The organism is Brevundimonas nasdae, assembly GCF_019395145.1.
GTDB classification, from domain to species: domain Bacteria; phylum Pseudomonadota; class Alphaproteobacteria; order Caulobacterales; family Caulobacteraceae; genus Brevundimonas; species Brevundimonas nasdae.
On the sequence record NZ_CP080034.1, the window covers coordinates 837,674 to 853,942 of the forward strand.

The following is a 16,269-nucleotide window of genomic DNA, read 5'->3' on the forward strand; positions in this document are numbered from 1 at the left end:
GGGGATCAGCCCGCCGACGTCGCGCCGGACTGTTTCTCCTTCAGGGTGACCAGTTCCTCGGCCATGGTCGGGTGGACGGCGCAGGTCGCGTCCCACTGGGCCTTGGTCAGGCCCGCCTTCACGGCGATGGCGGCCAGCTGGATCATCTCGGGGCTTTCCGGGCCGACGATATGAACACCGACGACGCGCTGGCTGTCGGCGTCGACCACCAGCTTCATCAGCACCCGCTCGTCCGAGCCGGTGAAGGCGTATTTCATCGGGCGGAAGCGGGTGACATAGACATCAACGCCGTTCGAGCAGGACCGGCGGGCCTCGGCCTCGGTCAGGCCGACCACGCCGACGGGGGGCTGGCTGAAGACGCCGGTGGCCACGGCCTCGTAGTCGAAGTGCTGGGGGTTGTCGCGGAAGACGGTCTGGTGGAAGGCGACGGCCTCGCGGATCGCCACGGGCGTCAGGTTCATCCGGTCCGTCACATCGCCGATGGCCCAGATGTTTTGCGCCGTCGTCTTTGAATAGGGATCGACCTTGATCGCGCCCTCATCGTTCAATTCGACCCCGGCCTGCTCCAGGCCCAGTTCTTTGACGTAGGGAATGCGGCCGGTGGCGAACATGACCACGTCCGCCTCCAGCTTCATGCCGTTTTCCAGGTGGTTCACCAGGCCGGTCTCGGTCTTTTCGATCGACTGGTGCTGGCAGCCCAGGATGACCTTGATGCCGCGTTTCTCGATTTCCGCCGCCAGATGGGCGCGCACGTCGTCGTCAAAGCCGCGCAGGATGTTGGGCCCGCGATAGATCAGGGTCGTCTCGACGCCCAGACCGGCGAAGATGCCGGCGAACTCCACCGCGATATAGCCGCCGCCCGCAATCAGGATGCGTTTGGGCAGTTCGGGCAGGTGGAAGGCTTCCTCGGACGTGATGGCGTGTTCGATGCCGGGCAGGTTTTCCGGCTTCCACGGGCGGCCGCCGGTGGCGATCAGGATTTTCTCGGCGGTGATGGTGCGGTTCTTGCCGATGATTTCGACGGTGTGGGCGTCCTTCAGCACCGCGCGGCCGTGGACCAGTTCGACGCCCGCCTTGCCCAGGTTGGCGGCGTAGATGCCGGACAGGCGGGCGATCTCGACATCCTTGGCCTCAAGGAATTTGGGCCAGTCGAACCGGGCGTTGTCGAACGACCAGCCGTAGCCCTCGGCGATCTCCAGCGCGTGGCTGACCTCGGAGGCCATGACCATGAACTTCTTGGGCACGCAGCCGCGGATCACGCATGTGCCGCCGACGCGGTATTCCTCGGCCACCGCCACCTTTTTGCCGTCCAGCGCCGTCAGCCGCGCCGCCCGCACCCCGCCCGAACCGGCGCCGATGACAAAGAGGTCGTAGTCGTAGGTGGTCATCGGGCGCTCCGGCATCGGACCCGAAAAAAGGAGTCCAATTCGTCTGAATAGTCTGAAATCCGCCGGGCCTGGCCGCAGCGCTGACCCGACTTAGGCGCCGAGGCCTGACCGGACAAGGACGACGCGGCAAGGTTCAGGGCGTGATGGTCTCCACGTCGTCGTCGTGGCCGATGATGGCCAGATCGGCCAGGTCCAGGAACAGGCCATGTTCGACGACGCCTGTGATCAGTTTCAGGTCGTCGGCCAGACGCGCCGGGTCGGTGATGGCCTTGCAGGCGGCGTCATAGATCAGGTTGCCGCCATCGGTGCGGACCAGTCCACGATCCGCCTGGCGCACGCGGGCCGGGGCGGCGATGTCGTGATCGGCCAGCACGTCGGCGATGCGGTTGCCGGTGGTCTTGTGCCCGAAGGCGACGACCTCGATCGGCAGGGGGAAGGTCCCCAGCACGGGCACCACCTTGGCGGCGTCAGCGATGACGATGCAGCGCGCCGACGCCTCCCACACCAGCTTCTCGCGCAGCAGGGCCGCACCGCCGCCCTTGATCAGGGCCAGGCCGGGGCCGATCTCGTCGGCGCCGTCGACGGTCAGGTCGATGCGCGGCGTATCCTCCAGCGTGGACAGGGTCAGGCCCAGTTCACGCGCCAGATCGGCCGTCTTTTCCGAGGTCGGCACGCAACGCAGGCCCGACAGGTTGCGCGCCGCCAGCGCCTTGACGAACCAGGCGGCGGTCGAGCCGGTGCCCAATCCCACGATCATGCCCGCTTCGACGTGCTGGGCGGCGGCTTCGCCGGCAAGGCGTTTTTGATCATCTGCGCTCATGTCCGCTCCATAGGGGCTGTGCGCAAAGGCGTGAAGGGGGCAGGGCTTGGGGCGGACGACATTCGTGCTATTCGCTCGCCGTTAGTTTCAGATCGAGGTGTGCCTGTGTCATCGAAGAACCTGTTGGAAGCCGCTCTGGACGCTGCCTTCACCGACCCATCGCGGCAGGGCGGTGTGGAGACGGCCCTGCTGGCCGCCGAACTCTATGTGTCTCCGACCGGCGGAAAACCGGCAGACGGCGTGGTTCTGGGACGTGATGCGCCGTTCCGCCTGAACGGCATCGTCCTGCAGGAAGGGCATCAGGCGACGGCCGCCTTCACCCGAACGGACTTCGCCACGGCCCTGTTCGGCGAACCCGCCAGCATGGCCATTCGCGGCCGCCATCTGCTCGAGGCCTTCGTCGGCGGGTGGATCGTGCTGAACCCCGGTCAGGAGAAGGGGCTGGTCCTGTCGCCCGCCGACATCGCGGCCATTCTGGCGAGCGCAGGCACTGCCCAGCCGACCGTGGAAGATCCCAATATCGAGTTGACGACGCCCGATCCCGTGCCATCGGCTCTGGTGGCCCGAATGAAAGACGCCCTTGACCATCCTTCGATCAGCTCAGCCTGGCTGGCCAGAACGCGTGACCGCACGACCGGCGAAACGGGCTGGCGGATGGAGGTTTACGGCGATCTCGAGATTCCCGCCGTACGCAAACGCGTCGAGGCGGGCGTCGAAGGTCTGAACTTCGACGGCGAGCATCTGGACCTGCTCATTGGTCCCGCGTCCGACGCGGTCGGCGCAGGCATCAGGATCATCTGATCCGGGTCAGTCTTTACCGGCCGCCTTCGCAGCCTTTGCCTTCTCGCGGAAGGCGGCGCCGGCGTCCGGCTTGAAGGCCTGACGGGCGCGGCCGAAGGCGAGGGCGTCTGCGGGCACGTCCTTGGTGATCACGGAGCCGGAGGCGACGATGGCCCCGGCGCCGATGGTGACCGGGGCGACCAGGCTGGAGTTCGAGCCGATGAAGGCGCCGTCTCCGACCTCGGTGCGGGCCTTGTTGAAGCCGTCGTAGTTGCAGAAGATCGTGCCTGCGCCGATGTTCGCGCCCGCGCCGACTGCGCCGTCGCCCAGATAGGCCAGATGGTTGGCCTTGGCGCCTTCGCCCAGCTTGACGTTCTTCACCTCGACGAAGTTGCCGACCTTGACCCCCGTGGACAGGTCTGCGCCGGGGCGCAGGCGGGCATAGGGGCCGACCTCGGCGCCGGATGCGACGCGGGCGCCCTCGATATGGCTGAAGCTGCGGATGCGGGCGCCGCCTTCGATGCGGGCGCCGGGGCCGAAGACGACGAACGGTTCGATCACCGTTCCGCCGCCGATCTCGGTGTCCCAGGCGAAGTAGACGGTGTCCGGCGCGCTCATGGTCACGCCCGCGGCCAGGAAGGTCTCGCGCTGCACCTTCTGGAACAGGGCTTCGGCCTGGGCCAGTTCGCCCTGGGCGTTGACGCCCATCACGGCGTCTTCGGCTGCGAAGACGGCGCGGGTCGGGTGGTCGGCTTTCCGGGCCAGTTCGACCACGTCGGTCAGATAGTATTCGCCCTTGGCGTTGTCGTTCCTGACCTCAGCCAGCAGCGAGAACAACAGCCTGGCAGGCGCAGCCATGACGCCGGAATTGCAGGCGGTGACGGCCAGAACCTCGGGAGACGCCTCCTTGGCCTCTGTGATGGCGGTCAGGGTTTCGCCGTCGATGATCAACCGCCCGTAGGCGCCGGGATCGCGCGCCTCAAAGCCGATGACGGTCACCCCGGCCGATCCGAAGACGGGTTCGATGTCGGCGGCCTTCAACAACGGCACGTCGCCATAGGTCACGACCACCTCGCCCTCGAAACCGGCCAGAGCCGGTTCCGCCGCGCGCACGGCGTGACCAGTGCCCAGCGGCGGGTCCTGAACCGCGATGGCGGCGTCGCCCAGCCGTTTGGCAACATGGGCGCGGACCTCTGGCGAATGCACGCCGACCACCACCACGATCCGTTCGCACCCCAGCGCCTCGGCGGCGTCGATGGCGTGGTCCAGAATTGCCCGGCCGCCGACCGGATGCAGCACCTTGGGCAGCGGCGATTTCATTCGCGTGCCTTGCCCGGCGGCGAGAATGATTGCGGCGCGAGCGCGTGTCTGGCTGGTCATGAATCGTCCCGGCGTCTAGTCGTGTCCCGATCTAGCCCATCATGCGGGCCAGCGGGAGATATGGATGACTGATCGCGACCTGGAAGGCTGGACCATCGCCTTTGATCTGGATGGGACGCTGGTCGATTCCGCGCCGGACCTGATCGGAACCCTGAACCGTCTGCTGGTCGAGGAAGGTCTTGCGCCCGTCGCGATGGAGGAGGCGCAAAAGCTGATCGGCTCCGGCGCGCGGGCCCTGCTGGTTCACGGCTTCGAGGCGGCAGGCGCATCGGTCGAGCGGGCGAAATCCGACGAACTGTTCCAGCGTTTCCTGACCGACTACTCCGCCCATATCGCCGACGGCAGCCAGCCGTTCGAAGGCGTGGTGGAAACGCTTGAGCGTCTGACCGAGCGCGGCGCCCTTCTGGTGGTGGCCACCAACAAGCGGTCGGACCTGTCCGAACTGCTGTTGCAGAAGCTGGACCTGGCCCGGCATTTCGCCGCCATCGTCGGCCCTGACCGTGTCAGCGCCCGCAAACCCTCCGGCGCGCATCTGAAAGAGGCCGTGGCCCAGGCGGGGGGCGATCCCGAGCGCGCCATCATGGTCGGTGACGCAGCCCCTGACGCCGGGGCCGCGCGGGACGCAGGCATGCCCTGCATCCTGACCACGTTCGGCTACACCCCCGTGCCGGTCGAGACCCTGGGGGGCGACGTCCTGATCGACGCCTTCGAGGACGTGGAGGAGGCCATCGACGGCATCCTGTCCGACTTCTACGTCCTGAAGGCGCTGAGGGGCTGATGTAGAAAAACTGAGGGTGGGTTGCAGAAAAACTGCGGCCCGAACCCGCGCCGTCGCGGTTGCGGATTGCGGGCGCAATCGACAGATTGGCGCACTGTTTTGAAAGTACGTCCATGCTCGCCCGCTTCTTCAAGATCCCCCTGTGGCAACGCACAGCCGCAGGTTTCGCCCTGGGCATCCTTGCTGGACTGATACTGCGAGAAAAGGCCGAGGTCTGGCTCCAGCCGATCGGCGACGTCTATCTGAACCTGATCCGCATGGTGGTCGCGCCCCTGGTGCTGTTCACCATCGCCAGCTCCATCGCCAAGCTGGGCGAGGGGGCGGGGGCCGTGCGGCTGGGCGTGCGCACCATCGTCTGGTTCGCCATCACATCTCTCTTGGCAGTTCTGGTCGGCTTTGCGTTCGGCCATGTCATCAATCCGGGCGTGGGCCTGTCCAACCTGCCGCTGGGCGAGGTTAAGGAGCGGGTTATCCCGACCCCGCTTGAGGTTCTGATCGGCGTGGTGCCGCGCAACCCGTTCGCGGCCCTGGCCGAGGGCAAGGTGCTGCAGATCATCTTCTTCTCGGCCCTGGTCGGCATGGCGCTGGTGGCCCTGGGCGACCGGGCGCAGGGCGTTCGGCGGCTGGTGGACGAAGGCGCGGCTGTCGTCTTCCGCATCACCCGCTGGGTGATCCAGCTGACGCCCATCGGCGTGTTCGGCCTGATCGGTTCGGTGGTCGGCGGTTACGGCTGGGAGGCCCTGCTGCCGCTGCTGAAGTTCATCGCCGCCATCTATGCGGCCTGTCTGTTCCACATCCTGATCGTCTATTCGGGCCTGCTGAAGCTGCACGGCCTGAAGGTCCGCAGCTTCTTCCGCGGCGCCTTCGCGGCCCAACAGACCGCCTTCGCCACCTCGTCGTCGCTGGGCACCCTGCCGATCACCCTGCGCCAGACGGTCGAGCGTCTGGGCGTGCCGCAAGCCTACGCCGCCTTCGCCGTGCCGCTGGGCGCCAATGTGAAGATGGACGGCTGCGGCGCCATCTATCCGGCCATCGCGGCGATCTTCATCGCCCAGTATTTCAAGATCGACCTGACGATCACCCAGTACGTCCTGATCGGCCTGACGGCGGTTCTGGGATCGCTGGGCACGGCGGGCGTGCCGGGCACCTCCATCGTCATGCTGACCCTGACCCTGTCCACTGCGGGCCTGCCGCTGGAAGGCATCGGCTATATCGTCGCCATCGACCGCATCATCGACATGATGCGCACCGCGACCAATGTGACCGGCCAGATGGTCGTGCCGGTCCTGGTGGCCAAGGAAGAGGGCATCCTGAACGAAGACATCTACAACGGCCACGTGGCCTGGCTGCCCGGCGATCCGGACGCGGACACCGCCGAAACGGTGAAAGCCGCAGGAATCTGAAACGGACGCTTGCGCGGCGCGGAGGAGCGGGCTACATCGCCGCCTCCGCAAGGCAAGGACGCGTAGCTCAGCGGGAGAGCACCTCGTTCACACCGAGGGGGTCACAGGTTCAATCCCTGTCGCGTCCACCACTTCCTTCCGAACCGTACCATTAGGTTGCAGTTTTCGCACACCGCGCAGGCGGGCTTTAACTGCGTGCGGCGAGTGAATGCGCCGCGGGGGCGGCATTGAGGCGGCCCTGATCTTTCCGCCATTTCGAAAACTGTTCAGGCGGCTTTTCCGATTCCGATGTGTTTCGTAACGGCGCATTGGATTTCGTGCGTTCTCGCAGCCTTGCGTCCGGCGCTGTGAGTCCAGTTTTCCCTGCTCAAAAATCCCCCTCATTTCGACCGTCTTTGATCAACCGTCGTCGTAAAAACGAGGCAGCCCGCTGAATCGAGGTTGGACATAATCCACCACTATGGCGTGTCTCCACGAGCCGGCGTTGATCATTCTCGGAGCATATCAAACATCTGGATGGAGCCCTTGTGAGGCGGTCTCCAACTCGTGATTGCGTCGGCAGCTAAGCTGTTTGAAGCGACAGAATTCCTAATTTGCGAAGTTTCGGCGGAAGGTGGATTTGCGGCCGCTTGTGGCGAAAACCGGGTGGTTTCGCCCTTGTTGAGGCGACAAAGCGTTGAGTACATCGAGTTCAGATTTTCTAGGGCGTCGACGGTTCCTGATGTCCGCCGCGGCACTGGCGGCAGGGGCGGCGGCTGGTCCGGCGATCGCGCGTCAGCAGGCCGAGACGCATCGCCACGCGACCTATATCGACGGCATGAGCTTCCTGCCGGATGATCCGAACGATGTCCGGCTGTCGGGCCTGGACGCCTTCATCTGCGACGTATCCCTGGGCGAGATGGACGTGGATGCGTCGGGCCTGCCCTTCTATCATCGCAAGTTCGAACTGTGCGACCGCAGCATCGATGCCGCGTCCCAGCGCATCAAGACCGACTTCCCCGGTCTGCGCGTCGCCCTGACGGCGGATGATCTGAAAGGCCCGGACAAGGCGGCTGTGTTCCAGTTCCAGGGCTGCGAACCGATCGGCACGGACCTGTCGCGTATCGGCTATTTCCGCGACAAGTCGCTGCGGATCCTGCAGTTGACGCATAACGAGAGCAACGCCTTCGCCACCTCCTATGTGGACGAGCGCACGGGGCGGGGCCTGTCGGATCTGGGCCGCGAAGGCGTGTCGGAGATGAACCGCATCGGCCTGATCCCGGACGTGTCGCACGCCTCCGAAGCGACGGCGCTGGAGACGATCCAGCGATCCAGCACGCCGGTGATCCTGTCGCACGGCGCCTGCCGCAGTCTGCTGGCGCACCCGCGCGCGGCGACCGACGCCATGATCCGCGCGGTCGCCGACAATGGCGGCGTGTTCGGCGTCTTCATGATGAGCTTCTGGCTGACCGAAGACCATGTCCCCACTACAGCCCACTATGTCGCCCACATCCGCCATGCGGTGAACATCGGGGGCATCGACGCCGTGGGGATCGCCAACGACTATGCGATGGCGGGGCTGAAGGGCGCGACGGGCAAGCCGTTCCAGAACTATTCCGAGGATATGGCCGGCTATCAGCGTTGGTGGCGGGGCAATAATGCGCGCGGCATTCCCGGCTTCGGGCCCGAGCCGCAGCACGCCGTCATTCCCGAACTGAACGTCATCGGCCGCATGGCCCTGATCCATCAGGCCCTGCTGGACGACGGCTTCGCCCCCGCCGACGCAGAAAAGATCGTCGGTGAAAACTGGCTCAGGTTCTTCAAGGACAACCTGAAATGACCTGAGCGTCACAACGAAACACGCAGCGCGGCGTCGCGGCCGGGCCAAGGCAAGACCTTTGAAAATCCAAGACGGCGTCGTGTCCGCACCGGCGCCCGAGCTGTGACGTCCTCTCCCGTCCCGGCGCTGAACAGATGCGGCCATCAACGGGGATAAGAATGAACTACGTTCGCCGTCGCCAAACCGCCTTGCTGGCGGGTGTTGCGACCCTGACCACCGCCTTTGCCATCAGCGGCGCCGCCTTCGCCCAATCGGCGGATGCAAACGAACCCGCCTCGGTCGACACCATCGTGGTCACCGGCTCGCGCATCGCCCGCCCTGACCTGGAAGCCGCCACGCCCATCGCCGTGGTGACCAGCGAAACCATCGCCCAGTCCGGCGCCTCCAACATTCAGGACGTGCTGCGCGAACTGCCGCAGGTGGGTGTCGGCACGACGCGCGCCAACTCCAACTTCAGCTCGTCGGGCAATGGCGGCGCGACGGTGGACCTGCGTAACCTGGGCCCCAGCCGCACCCTGGTTCTGGTGAACGGCCGCCGCTTCGTGCCAGGATTCGCCGGCACTTCGGCGGTGGACCTGAACAACATCCCGACCGACTTCATCGACCGGGTCGAGGTGGTGACTGGCGGCGCCTCGGCTGTCTATGGTTCGGACGCCATTTCGGGCGTGGTCAACTTCATCCTGAAGGACAAGTTCGAGGGTCTGACCGCCCGCGCCGAATACGGCATCAGCGATTACAAGGACAATGAACGCTATCTGTTCAGCGTCACCGGCGGCCATGCGTTCGGCCCGGATGATCGCGGTCACGTGGCCGTCAATGTCACTCACGATTCCGAAAAAGGTGTCCTTTCGCGCGACCGTGCTCTGTCGCGTGAAGATCGGTCGTGGGCGACCGTGGGCGTGCCCGCCTACAGCTCCTTCCCGGCGCAAGGCCGGTTCGACCTTCGCACCGCCAACGGCAGCGCCCAGGTCTTCACCTTCGACCACGACAATAATGTCGTCCTCGGCTTCCCGCAGGAGCTGGCCTACAACCGCAACTGGGATCGGCGCATCTCGCTGCCGGTGGAGCGGACGCTGGTCTCGGCCAATGCCAGCTATCGCCTGAACGACCACGCGACCTTCTTCTTCGAACCGACCTGGTCGAAGGTGACGTCCTCGGCGCTGCTGGAAGCCTATTCGTTCGACTGGAGCTTCATCTACAAGAACGGCCAGCCGGGGATGCCGATCACCAACGCCTATATCCCGGCGTCGATCCGCAGCATCATCGACGCGCGCAACAGCGACGCCAACCCCGCCAATGACATCACCGGCATCCAGTTCCGCCGCCGTCAGAACGAGGTCTATGACCGCAGCAACCAGGCTGAACGCGAGACCTATCGCATCGCCACCGGCGTGCGTGGCGACCTGCGCGGCGACTGGAGCTACGAGCTGTCCTACGTCTATGGCCGGATGCAGGATTCCACGCATTCCCAGGACATCGACGCCACCAAATATGTTCAGGCGCTGGATTCCATCGTCGATTCCGCGACGAACAAGATCGTCTGCCGTGACCCGGCGGCGCGTGCGGCCGGATGTGTGCCGATCAACCTGTTCGGCTTCGACACCGTCTCGGCCGAAAGCAGCGCCTATGTGATCGTGCCGCGCTGGGTCGAGATCGACAATGAGCAGCAGGTCTTCAGCGCCAGCGCCACGGGCGGTCTGTTCGACCTGCCTGCGGGTCGGGTGCAACTGGCCATCGGCGCCGAGCACCGCCGCGAGCGCAGCTCGACCGACTGGGACCCGATCACCAATGCGGGCAATGGCACCAGCGGCAAACAGGACGACCTGTTCGGACGCTTCACCGTTTCCGAAGTCTTCGGCGAGGTCCATGTGCCCCTGCTGGCGGGTGTTCGCTTCGCCGACTATCTGGGCTTCAACGCGGCGGCGCGTTACTCCGACTATTCGACGGTCGGCGGCACGCTGAGCTGGAACGCTGGTCTGGAATACACCCCGGTCAAGGGCGTCAAGCTGCGCGCCAACTATGCCGAGGCCAACCGCGCACCGAACATTTCGGAACTCTATGCGGCGGTGTCGGGCGGGGCCAATGGCTCGACCGTCATCGACCCCTGCAACGGCACATCGGCGACCAGCACCCGCCCGCAGGACGCGACCTGCCGCGCCATTCCCGGCTTGCTGGTCGAAGCTGCCGACAATGGCGGCACGCTGACCTACACCGCCTTCGACATCAACTGGATGAGCGTCCAGCAGGGCGGCAATCCCGACCTGCGCGAAGAAACCGCCAAGACCCTGACCATCGGCGGCGTCTATACGCCCAGCTACATCCCGGGCTTCCACTTCTCGGCCGACTATTTCGACATCAAGATCGACAACGCCATCGGCGCCCTGCCGGCGCAGATCGTCGTCGACCGCTGCATCTCCACTGCTGATCCCTTCTACTGCAATGCGGTTGAGCGGTTCCCGAACGGCAAGCTGCGCCGCATCAACACCCGTCTGGTCAATGTCGCCGAGATCGAGACCAGCGGCATCGACTTCAACCTGGGCTATCGCCATGAGGTGGGCCTTCTGGCGGGCGACAGCCTGAGCCTGAACGTGCTCTACACACGTCTGCTGTCGATGGAGAAGACCTCGTTCGAGGGCGCGCCGCTGGAGCAGAATCTGGGCCAGCTGTTTGCCGAAGGGCGTCTGGGCAGCGGTTACAAGAACCGCGGCAACGCCCGTCTGACCTATGATGCGGGCGCCTTCAGCGCCAGCTGGCAGGTCACATGGCTGGGCGCGATCCGCGACCGTCTGGACTGGACGCCGCCTGCAGGACCGGACCAGGCTTATCTGGCGCAGCTGAACACTGTGCCGAACGTGCTCTATCACGATCTGCAGGTCCGCTATGACCTGCAGGAAAGCGGCCTGGAGTTGTACGCAGGCATCAACAACCTGTTCAACAAGACGCCGCCGCTGCTGCCGACCGGCTTCGCCTCCAACGTCGTCGGCGTTGAGAGCGCCAAGGAATACGACCCCTATGGCCGCCGCTTCTTCGCCGGCGTCCGGTATCGGTTCTAAGGGATGACGGCGATGATCCTCACCAGACGCGGATTTGCAGGTCGGGCGGCGCTGGGGCTTGGCCTCAGTCTGTTGCCCGGCGTGGTGCTGGCGCAGGCTGTCGGGACGGGCGGAAAGCTGGATTATATTGATCTGGCCAAACGCAGCGCGCGCTGGATCGACGCCAGCGCGCAACAGGATGCAGCGGGCGCCGTGCGCTGGCCCGCTGATCCCCTGACGCCCGACGCGCTCAGCCCATCCCTCTATTCCGGGTCGGCGGGGATCGTCGCCTTCTTCACGGCCCTGGGCCGCTATTCCAGTGAGCCGGTCTGGCTGGACAAGGCGCGAAAAGGGGCCAGGGGACTGATTGCCGATGCAGCGGTCCCCGGCTCTGATCTGGACGCAGGCCTCTACACGGGACGCGCGGGGCTGGTTCATGTTCTGGCCGATCTGCACAAGGCGACGGGCGAGGCCGAATGGCTGGGCGCGGCCAAACAGATCGCCCACGACATTGTGCGGGGCGCCCAGGATGCGCCGGGCGGTGTCGAATGGTCAGATTCACCAGACATCGTCTCGGGCGGTTCAGGTGTGGGTCTGGTGCTGCTGCGCTATGGCCGGGAATGGAATGATCCGGTTCTGATCGAGGCCGCCGAAAAGACGGGGCGACGGTTGATCGCCTTGGGCGAGCCTGCGCCGGTCGGGGTGCTGTGGCGGGCCAGCCGTGAGAGCGGCCTGAACTTCCCAAACTTCTCTCATGGCACGGCGGGGGTGGCCTATTATCTGGCCGAACTGCATCAGGCGACGGGCAAGCCTGAATATCTGAAGGCCGCATTGGACGGCGCTGCCTATCTGGACAGCATCGCCGCGCGCAAGGATGGCGGCGCCCTGATCTTCCACCGCGAGGACGGGGGGCTGGACCGGTTCTATGTCGGCTGGTGTCACGGCCCGGCGGGCACGGCGCGTTTGTTCTACAAAATGCATCAGATCACGCGCGATCCGGCCCATGCCGCCTGGGTGGACGCCCTGACGACGGGGCTGAAGCACACCGGTGCGCCGCTCCAGCCCAGCGCGGGCTACTGGAACAATGTCAGCCAGTGCTGCGGCAACGCAGGCATCGCTCAGCACTACATCGACCTGACCCGTTACTGGCGAACCGAGGCGACGACCGGCGCCATCGAACCCATCATCGGCGACACCCTGCGCCGCGCCACACGAGATGGAGAGCGGCTGTCGTGGCTCCAGGCCGAACATCGCACCCAGCCTGAAAATCTGGTCGCCCAGACCGGACTTATGCAGGGCGCATCAGGCCTGGGTCTGCTGTTCCTGCAACTGCACGCGCTGGAGCAGGACAAGCCGTGGGAATTCCCCCTGCCGGACACGCCGTTCCGCACGCTGATTTAGGGGGAAGTCCATCTCTGATGCACGGGGTGCTATGATTGAGGTGTCGAGGGCTGGTTAGCGGCGGGGGTTATGCTGGCTCCAGCGCGAAACAGCACCCAGCTTCCTAGCGCGAGCAGCAAGCTTGCGAAGCCGCCATACAGCGTCACCCATCCGAAGCCTGCACCAAGCGCCTGCTGGGCCAAGCCCACGGGCAGTCCGGTTTCAAGGCTGCCGGCGGCGACGCGTTCCGCGACCTGATGCAGGACGGGGCCCATGTCTGGCGTCGCCTTCAGATGGGCCAAAACGCCATTGAACAGGATCGCGCCCATCACGGCGATGTTGATCGCGAGCGTGATCATGCGCGCGCTCATATCAAGTCCGGAGGCCATGCCTGCGCGGTCGCTGGAGACAGCGCCGCTGGCGGTGTTGCTCACTGGGGTATTGGTCAAACCCAGACCTACGCCGGCAAGGATCAGGCCTGGCGCTAGCAGGGGCCAGCCCGCGCCCGCCAGTTCCAGCGAAAGGCGGATCATCAGAAGGCCTGCGCCAATGACGAACAGGCCTGCGGGAATGACCAGGCCTGCACCGAGGCGGAGAGACAGTCGTTCGGCCACCGGCGGCACGACCAGCGTGGGCAGGGTATAGGCCAGCAGCGCCATGCCCACGCTGACCGAGGACAGGCCCAGACCGGCGTGGAACCAGATCGGCAGATAGATGATCAGCGGCCAAAAGCTAAGATTCATCCCCGCTGCGCCAACCAGCGCGCCCGAGAACGTGGGAATGCTGAAGACCCTGAAATCAAACATGGGATGGGACACGCGTCGTTCGACGATTGCGAAGGCGGTGAAGCTGGCAACGGAAACGAAGAGGATCGCAAGGGCGGGCGGGGAGGCAAGATCCAGTCGTGGAGCTTCGGTGATGAAGACAGTCAGGCTCAGGACAGCCACGGACAGGGTCAGTATGCCGGCGATGTCCAGGCGGCTGGCCTGCGGATCGCGGGATTCGCGGACACCGGACATCCCCGATGCGAACGTCAGGAGGGCCAGGGCGACGTGGATGAAGAAGACCCATTCCCAACCGGCTACAGCAAGGATCCCGCTGCCGATGATCGGGCCGAAACCCAGACCTAAGCCAAAGATGACGCCCCACCAGGCGTAGGCCACGCTGCGCGCCTGGGGGGCGCGGAACTGATGCGACAGGATGGCGACCTGACAGATCAGCATGCCGCCGCCCGCCAACCCCTGCAGAAATCGGGCGCCGATCAAGACATTGATGTTGTCAGTCACGCCGCAGGCGAACGACGTCAGACCAAAGACGGCGACCCCGATCAGGAACAGCCGTTTGCGGCCAAACCGGTCGGCGACTGCACCGGCGGCCATCAACACGCTGGCCACTGCGACCGTATAGGCGTTCATGACCCATTGAAGCTGGATGAAGTCGGCGCCCAGCGAGCGTTCGAGCGTCGGCAAGATCACTGGCACGCTCGAAATCTCGAGCCCGAACATCAGGGAAGAAAGGGCGACTGCGGCGAGCGCCTGCGTGCTTTGGGAGGGGCGGGACAGGATCATGAGGGGCAAGCTCGTTGAACGCTGGACAAGGACGCCATGTCCGGCGGAGGGGAGATAGTCTGGGCTTGACCACAACAAAACAGGATGTTTTGAGATTTCAGTGATGTTGAATTCGGATAGCTGAAATGAAGTCACTCGATGTTGAGGCGGTTAAGGCCTTCGTGGCGATCGCTGACCTGCAGAGCTTCACCCGGGCGGCCGAGGCTCTCGCGACGACACAGGGCGCAGTCAGCGTGAAATTGAAGCGGCTGGAGGACGGTCTGGGGCGTCGTTTGATCGAGCGCACGCCGCGCTCAGTCCGGCTTTCGGCTCATGGCGCGTTGTTCCTCGACGCGGCGCGGGCTTTTCTGAGCGCGCACGAACAGGCGCTGTCGTCTCTGTCCCATGAGCGTCGCCACTTCGTACTGGGCATCGCCGCCCATGTGGCCGGACCCGAAGTGCCGGTCTTGCTGGCGCGCCTCAATGCGCATGATCCTTGCCTGACGATAGAGGTCCGGCTGGAGAACTCGCGCGTCCTGCTGGACGCCTTTGATCGTGGGGAGTTGGACGCGGCGATCATCCGGCGCGAGGAGGACCGTCGCGACGGCGAAACCCTGGGGCCTGAGCATTTCGGTTGGTTCGCCGCTCCGCGATTTGAACACCGAAAGGGCGAGCCGCTGCGACTCGCCGCCTTGTCGCCCGCCTGCGGCGTTCGCGACCTGGCGACACGAGCCCTGGATCAGATTGGCATGACCTGGACCGAGGTGTTCCTCGGCGGCGGCTCATCCGCTGTCGATGCGGCAGTTGCGGCGGGATTGGCGACGTCGGTCTTCTCGCGTCGACTGGCGCCGGCCGGGACAGTGGATATAGGCGAGCGGTTCGGTCTGCCGCCGCTGCCGTCATCTGAGATCGTCTTGCACTCTACGCTGACGGACCCGAAGTCGAAGGCCGCACTGCGTACGATCGCCAGCGCCTTTCGAGAGCATCGGGCCTAGTTGCTTCAACACGAAGAGGCGATCGTGGCCGAATATCGAGCGTCTGCGCGAAAATCGTCAACAATCTCATCACCGTGTTTCCGGTGCTGGAGGGCGCCCACCGGTTATGAATTCGACGACCCGCTGTATCTGCTGCTTCATGATGTAGGCTTTATCGAAGTCATTACACGCCCAACTCGGCGACCATGTCGTAGGCATCGCCGCGGTAGAAGGAGCGCGTCAGCTCCACGGGCCGTCCATCGGCGAGGAAGGCGCGGCGTTCGATCAGCAGGCCTGCGTGACCCGCATCGACCTCCAGCAGCTTGGCGCGCTCTTCACCAGCGGTTTCGGCGCGCAGGCGTTGCAGGGCGCGCACGGGGCGGCAGCGGGTGACGCTGAGGGCGTCGTAGAGAGAGGCGCCGACCGCCTCGACCGAGGGCAGGGCGAACCCGGTTATGGTCGAAATCTCAATCGCCATTGGCGCACCGTCGGCCAGGCGGAGGCGCCGAAAGCGGTGCACGGGCGAGCCGGGGGACAGTCCGAACGACAGAGCTTCTTCGGGCGTGACAAAGCCTGACCCACGCGTCAGCCAGCGGCTGCCGGGGATGCGATCCCGCGCCTTCATGTCTTCGGAAAAGGACGACAGGGTCGAGAAGCTCTTTTCCACACGTTCGGTGCGCGGGGCGGTGTCGGAGACAAAAGTGCCGGAACCGCGCCGACGACTGAGGAAGCCGTCATCCACCAGTTCGTCGATGGCGCGGCGCACGGTCACGCGTGACAGGTTGTAAGCCTCGCTCAGGTCGCGTTCGCTGGGCAGGGCGGCGCCGATGACCAGCCGGTTGTCGTTGACGGCGGCGCGTATGAGCCGTTGCAGTCGGACGTACAGGGGCCCGCCTTCGCCCAGTTGCCCAAGGTCGGTCGAGGATCGGTAGATGACGGGTCTCTGGGCTGCTGATGTCAATGATCTA

12 protein-coding genes and 1 tRNA gene are annotated in these 16,269 nt (G+C 65.2%); 8 read left to right on the forward strand and 5 right to left on the reverse strand.

Translation table 11 applies throughout. The features are described from left to right. Positions 1–5 precede the first annotated feature (5 nt). Together gor and rpiA are read right to left on the reverse strand one after the other, a co-directional pair. Positions 6–1,388, reverse strand: coding sequence for a glutathione-disulfide reductase (gor, locus tag KWG56_RS04135; protein WP_219353835.1), 1,383 nt, complete (start codon positions 1,386–1,388; stop codon positions 6–8). Between the two features lie 133 nt (positions 1,389–1,521). Beyond that, positions 1,522–2,208 (reverse strand): ribose-5-phosphate isomerase RpiA, encoded by a 687-nt coding sequence (gene rpiA / locus KWG56_RS04140; protein WP_201100780.1) that lies wholly within the window; start codon positions 2,206–2,208, stop codon positions 1,522–1,524. Between the two features lie 105 nt (positions 2,209–2,313). Between rpiA and KWG56_RS04145 the strand changes: the two genes are divergently transcribed. Continuing rightward, a complete protein-coding gene (locus KWG56_RS04145) occupies positions 2,314–3,009 on the forward strand; it encodes an SseB family protein (RefSeq protein WP_219353836.1) in 696 nt (231 codons plus the stop codon). Positions 3,010–3,015: 6 nt separating this feature from the next. Here the strand turns inward: KWG56_RS04145 and glmU are convergent, their stop codons facing one another. Then, a complete protein-coding gene (gene glmU, locus KWG56_RS04150; RefSeq protein WP_219353837.1) occupies positions 3,016–4,368 on the reverse strand; it encodes a bifunctional UDP-N-acetylglucosamine diphosphorylase/glucosamine-1-phosphate N-acetyltransferase GlmU in 1,353 nt (450 codons plus the stop codon). A 64-nt stretch (positions 4,369–4,432) separates the two neighbouring features. Between glmU and KWG56_RS04155 the strand changes: the two genes are divergently transcribed. The 6 genes from KWG56_RS04155 (at position 4,433) to KWG56_RS04180 (ending at position 12,801) form a co-directional block, all read left to right on the forward strand. Then, positions 4,433–5,146, forward strand: a complete 714-nt coding sequence (locus KWG56_RS04155) for an HAD-IA family hydrolase (protein WP_219353838.1) — start codon at positions 4,433–4,435, stop codon at positions 5,144–5,146. A 113-nt stretch (positions 5,147–5,259) separates the two neighbouring features. After that, a complete protein-coding gene (locus tag KWG56_RS04160; protein ID WP_219353839.1) occupies positions 5,260–6,549 on the forward strand; it encodes a dicarboxylate/amino acid:cation symporter in 1,290 nt (429 codons plus the stop codon). Between the two features lie 56 nt (positions 6,550–6,605). After that, a tRNA-Val gene (locus KWG56_RS04165) sits at positions 6,606–6,680 on the forward strand. Positions 6,681–7,270: 590 nt separating this feature from the next. After that, the gene (locus KWG56_RS04170; RefSeq protein ID WP_219353840.1) at positions 7,271–8,368 is read left to right on the forward strand and encodes a membrane dipeptidase; all 1,098 of its coding nucleotides are present in this window, start codon (positions 7,271–7,273) and stop codon (positions 8,366–8,368) included. A 158-nt stretch (positions 8,369–8,526) separates the two neighbouring features. Next, positions 8,527–11,421, forward strand: a complete 2,895-nt coding sequence (locus KWG56_RS04175; RefSeq protein WP_219353841.1) for a TonB-dependent receptor — start codon at positions 8,527–8,529, stop codon at positions 11,419–11,421. A 12-nt stretch (positions 11,422–11,433) separates the two neighbouring features. Then, positions 11,434–12,801, forward strand: a complete 1,368-nt coding sequence (locus KWG56_RS04180; protein WP_219353842.1) for a lanthionine synthetase LanC family protein — start codon at positions 11,434–11,436, stop codon at positions 12,799–12,801. A 29-nt stretch (positions 12,802–12,830) separates the two neighbouring features. Here the strand turns inward: KWG56_RS04180 and KWG56_RS04185 are convergent, their stop codons facing one another. Then, positions 12,831–14,348, reverse strand: coding sequence for an MFS transporter (locus KWG56_RS04185; RefSeq protein ID WP_219353843.1), 1,518 nt, complete (start codon positions 14,346–14,348; stop codon positions 12,831–12,833). Positions 14,349–14,473: 125 nt separating this feature from the next. Here KWG56_RS04185 and KWG56_RS04190 point away from each other — a divergent pair, with 125 nt between their 5' ends. After that, the gene (locus KWG56_RS04190; protein WP_219353844.1) at positions 14,474–15,322 is read left to right on the forward strand and encodes a LysR family transcriptional regulator; all 849 of its coding nucleotides are present in this window, start codon (positions 14,474–14,476) and stop codon (positions 15,320–15,322) included. A 163-nt stretch (positions 15,323–15,485) separates the two neighbouring features. On the opposite strand, the gene KWG56_RS04195 is transcribed toward KWG56_RS04190, so the two are convergent. Beyond that, positions 15,486–16,235 (reverse strand): GntR family transcriptional regulator, encoded by a 750-nt coding sequence (locus KWG56_RS04195; RefSeq protein ID WP_219355405.1) that lies wholly within the window; start codon positions 16,233–16,235, stop codon positions 15,486–15,488. Positions 16,236–16,269 lie beyond the last annotated feature (34 nt).

Excerpts from the sequence above, each read along its gene's own strand:
- KWG56_RS04170 (WP_219353840.1), top strand. The coding sequence starts at position 7,271 with ATGTCCGCCGCGGCACTGGCGGCAGGGGCGGCGGCTGGTCCGGCGATC.
- KWG56_RS04180 (WP_219353842.1), top strand. The coding sequence starts at position 11,434 with ATGATCCTCACCAGACGCGGATTTGCAGGTCGGGCGGCGCTGGGGCTT.
- glmU (WP_219353837.1), bottom strand. The coding sequence starts at position 4,368 with ATGACCAGCCAGACACGCGCTCGCGCCGCAATCATTCTCGCCGCCGGG.
- rpiA (WP_201100780.1), bottom strand. The coding sequence starts at position 2,208 with ATGAGCGCAGATGATCAAAAACGCCTTGCCGGCGAAGCCGCCGCCCAG.
- KWG56_RS04185 (WP_219353843.1), bottom strand. The coding sequence starts at position 14,348 with ATGATCCTGTCCCGCCCCTCCCAAAGCACGCAGGCGCTCGCCGCAGTC.
- gor (WP_219353835.1), bottom strand. The coding sequence starts at position 1,388 with ATGACCACCTACGACTACGACCTCTTTGTCATCGGCGCCGGTTCGGGC.
- KWG56_RS04190 (WP_219353844.1), top strand. The coding sequence starts at position 14,474 with ATGAAGTCACTCGATGTTGAGGCGGTTAAGGCCTTCGTGGCGATCGCT.
- KWG56_RS04160 (WP_219353839.1), top strand. The coding sequence starts at position 5,260 with ATGCTCGCCCGCTTCTTCAAGATCCCCCTGTGGCAACGCACAGCCGCA.
- KWG56_RS04155 (WP_219353838.1), top strand. The coding sequence starts at position 4,433 with ATGACTGATCGCGACCTGGAAGGCTGGACCATCGCCTTTGATCTGGAT.
- KWG56_RS04175 (WP_219353841.1), top strand. The coding sequence starts at position 8,527 with ATGAACTACGTTCGCCGTCGCCAAACCGCCTTGCTGGCGGGTGTTGCG.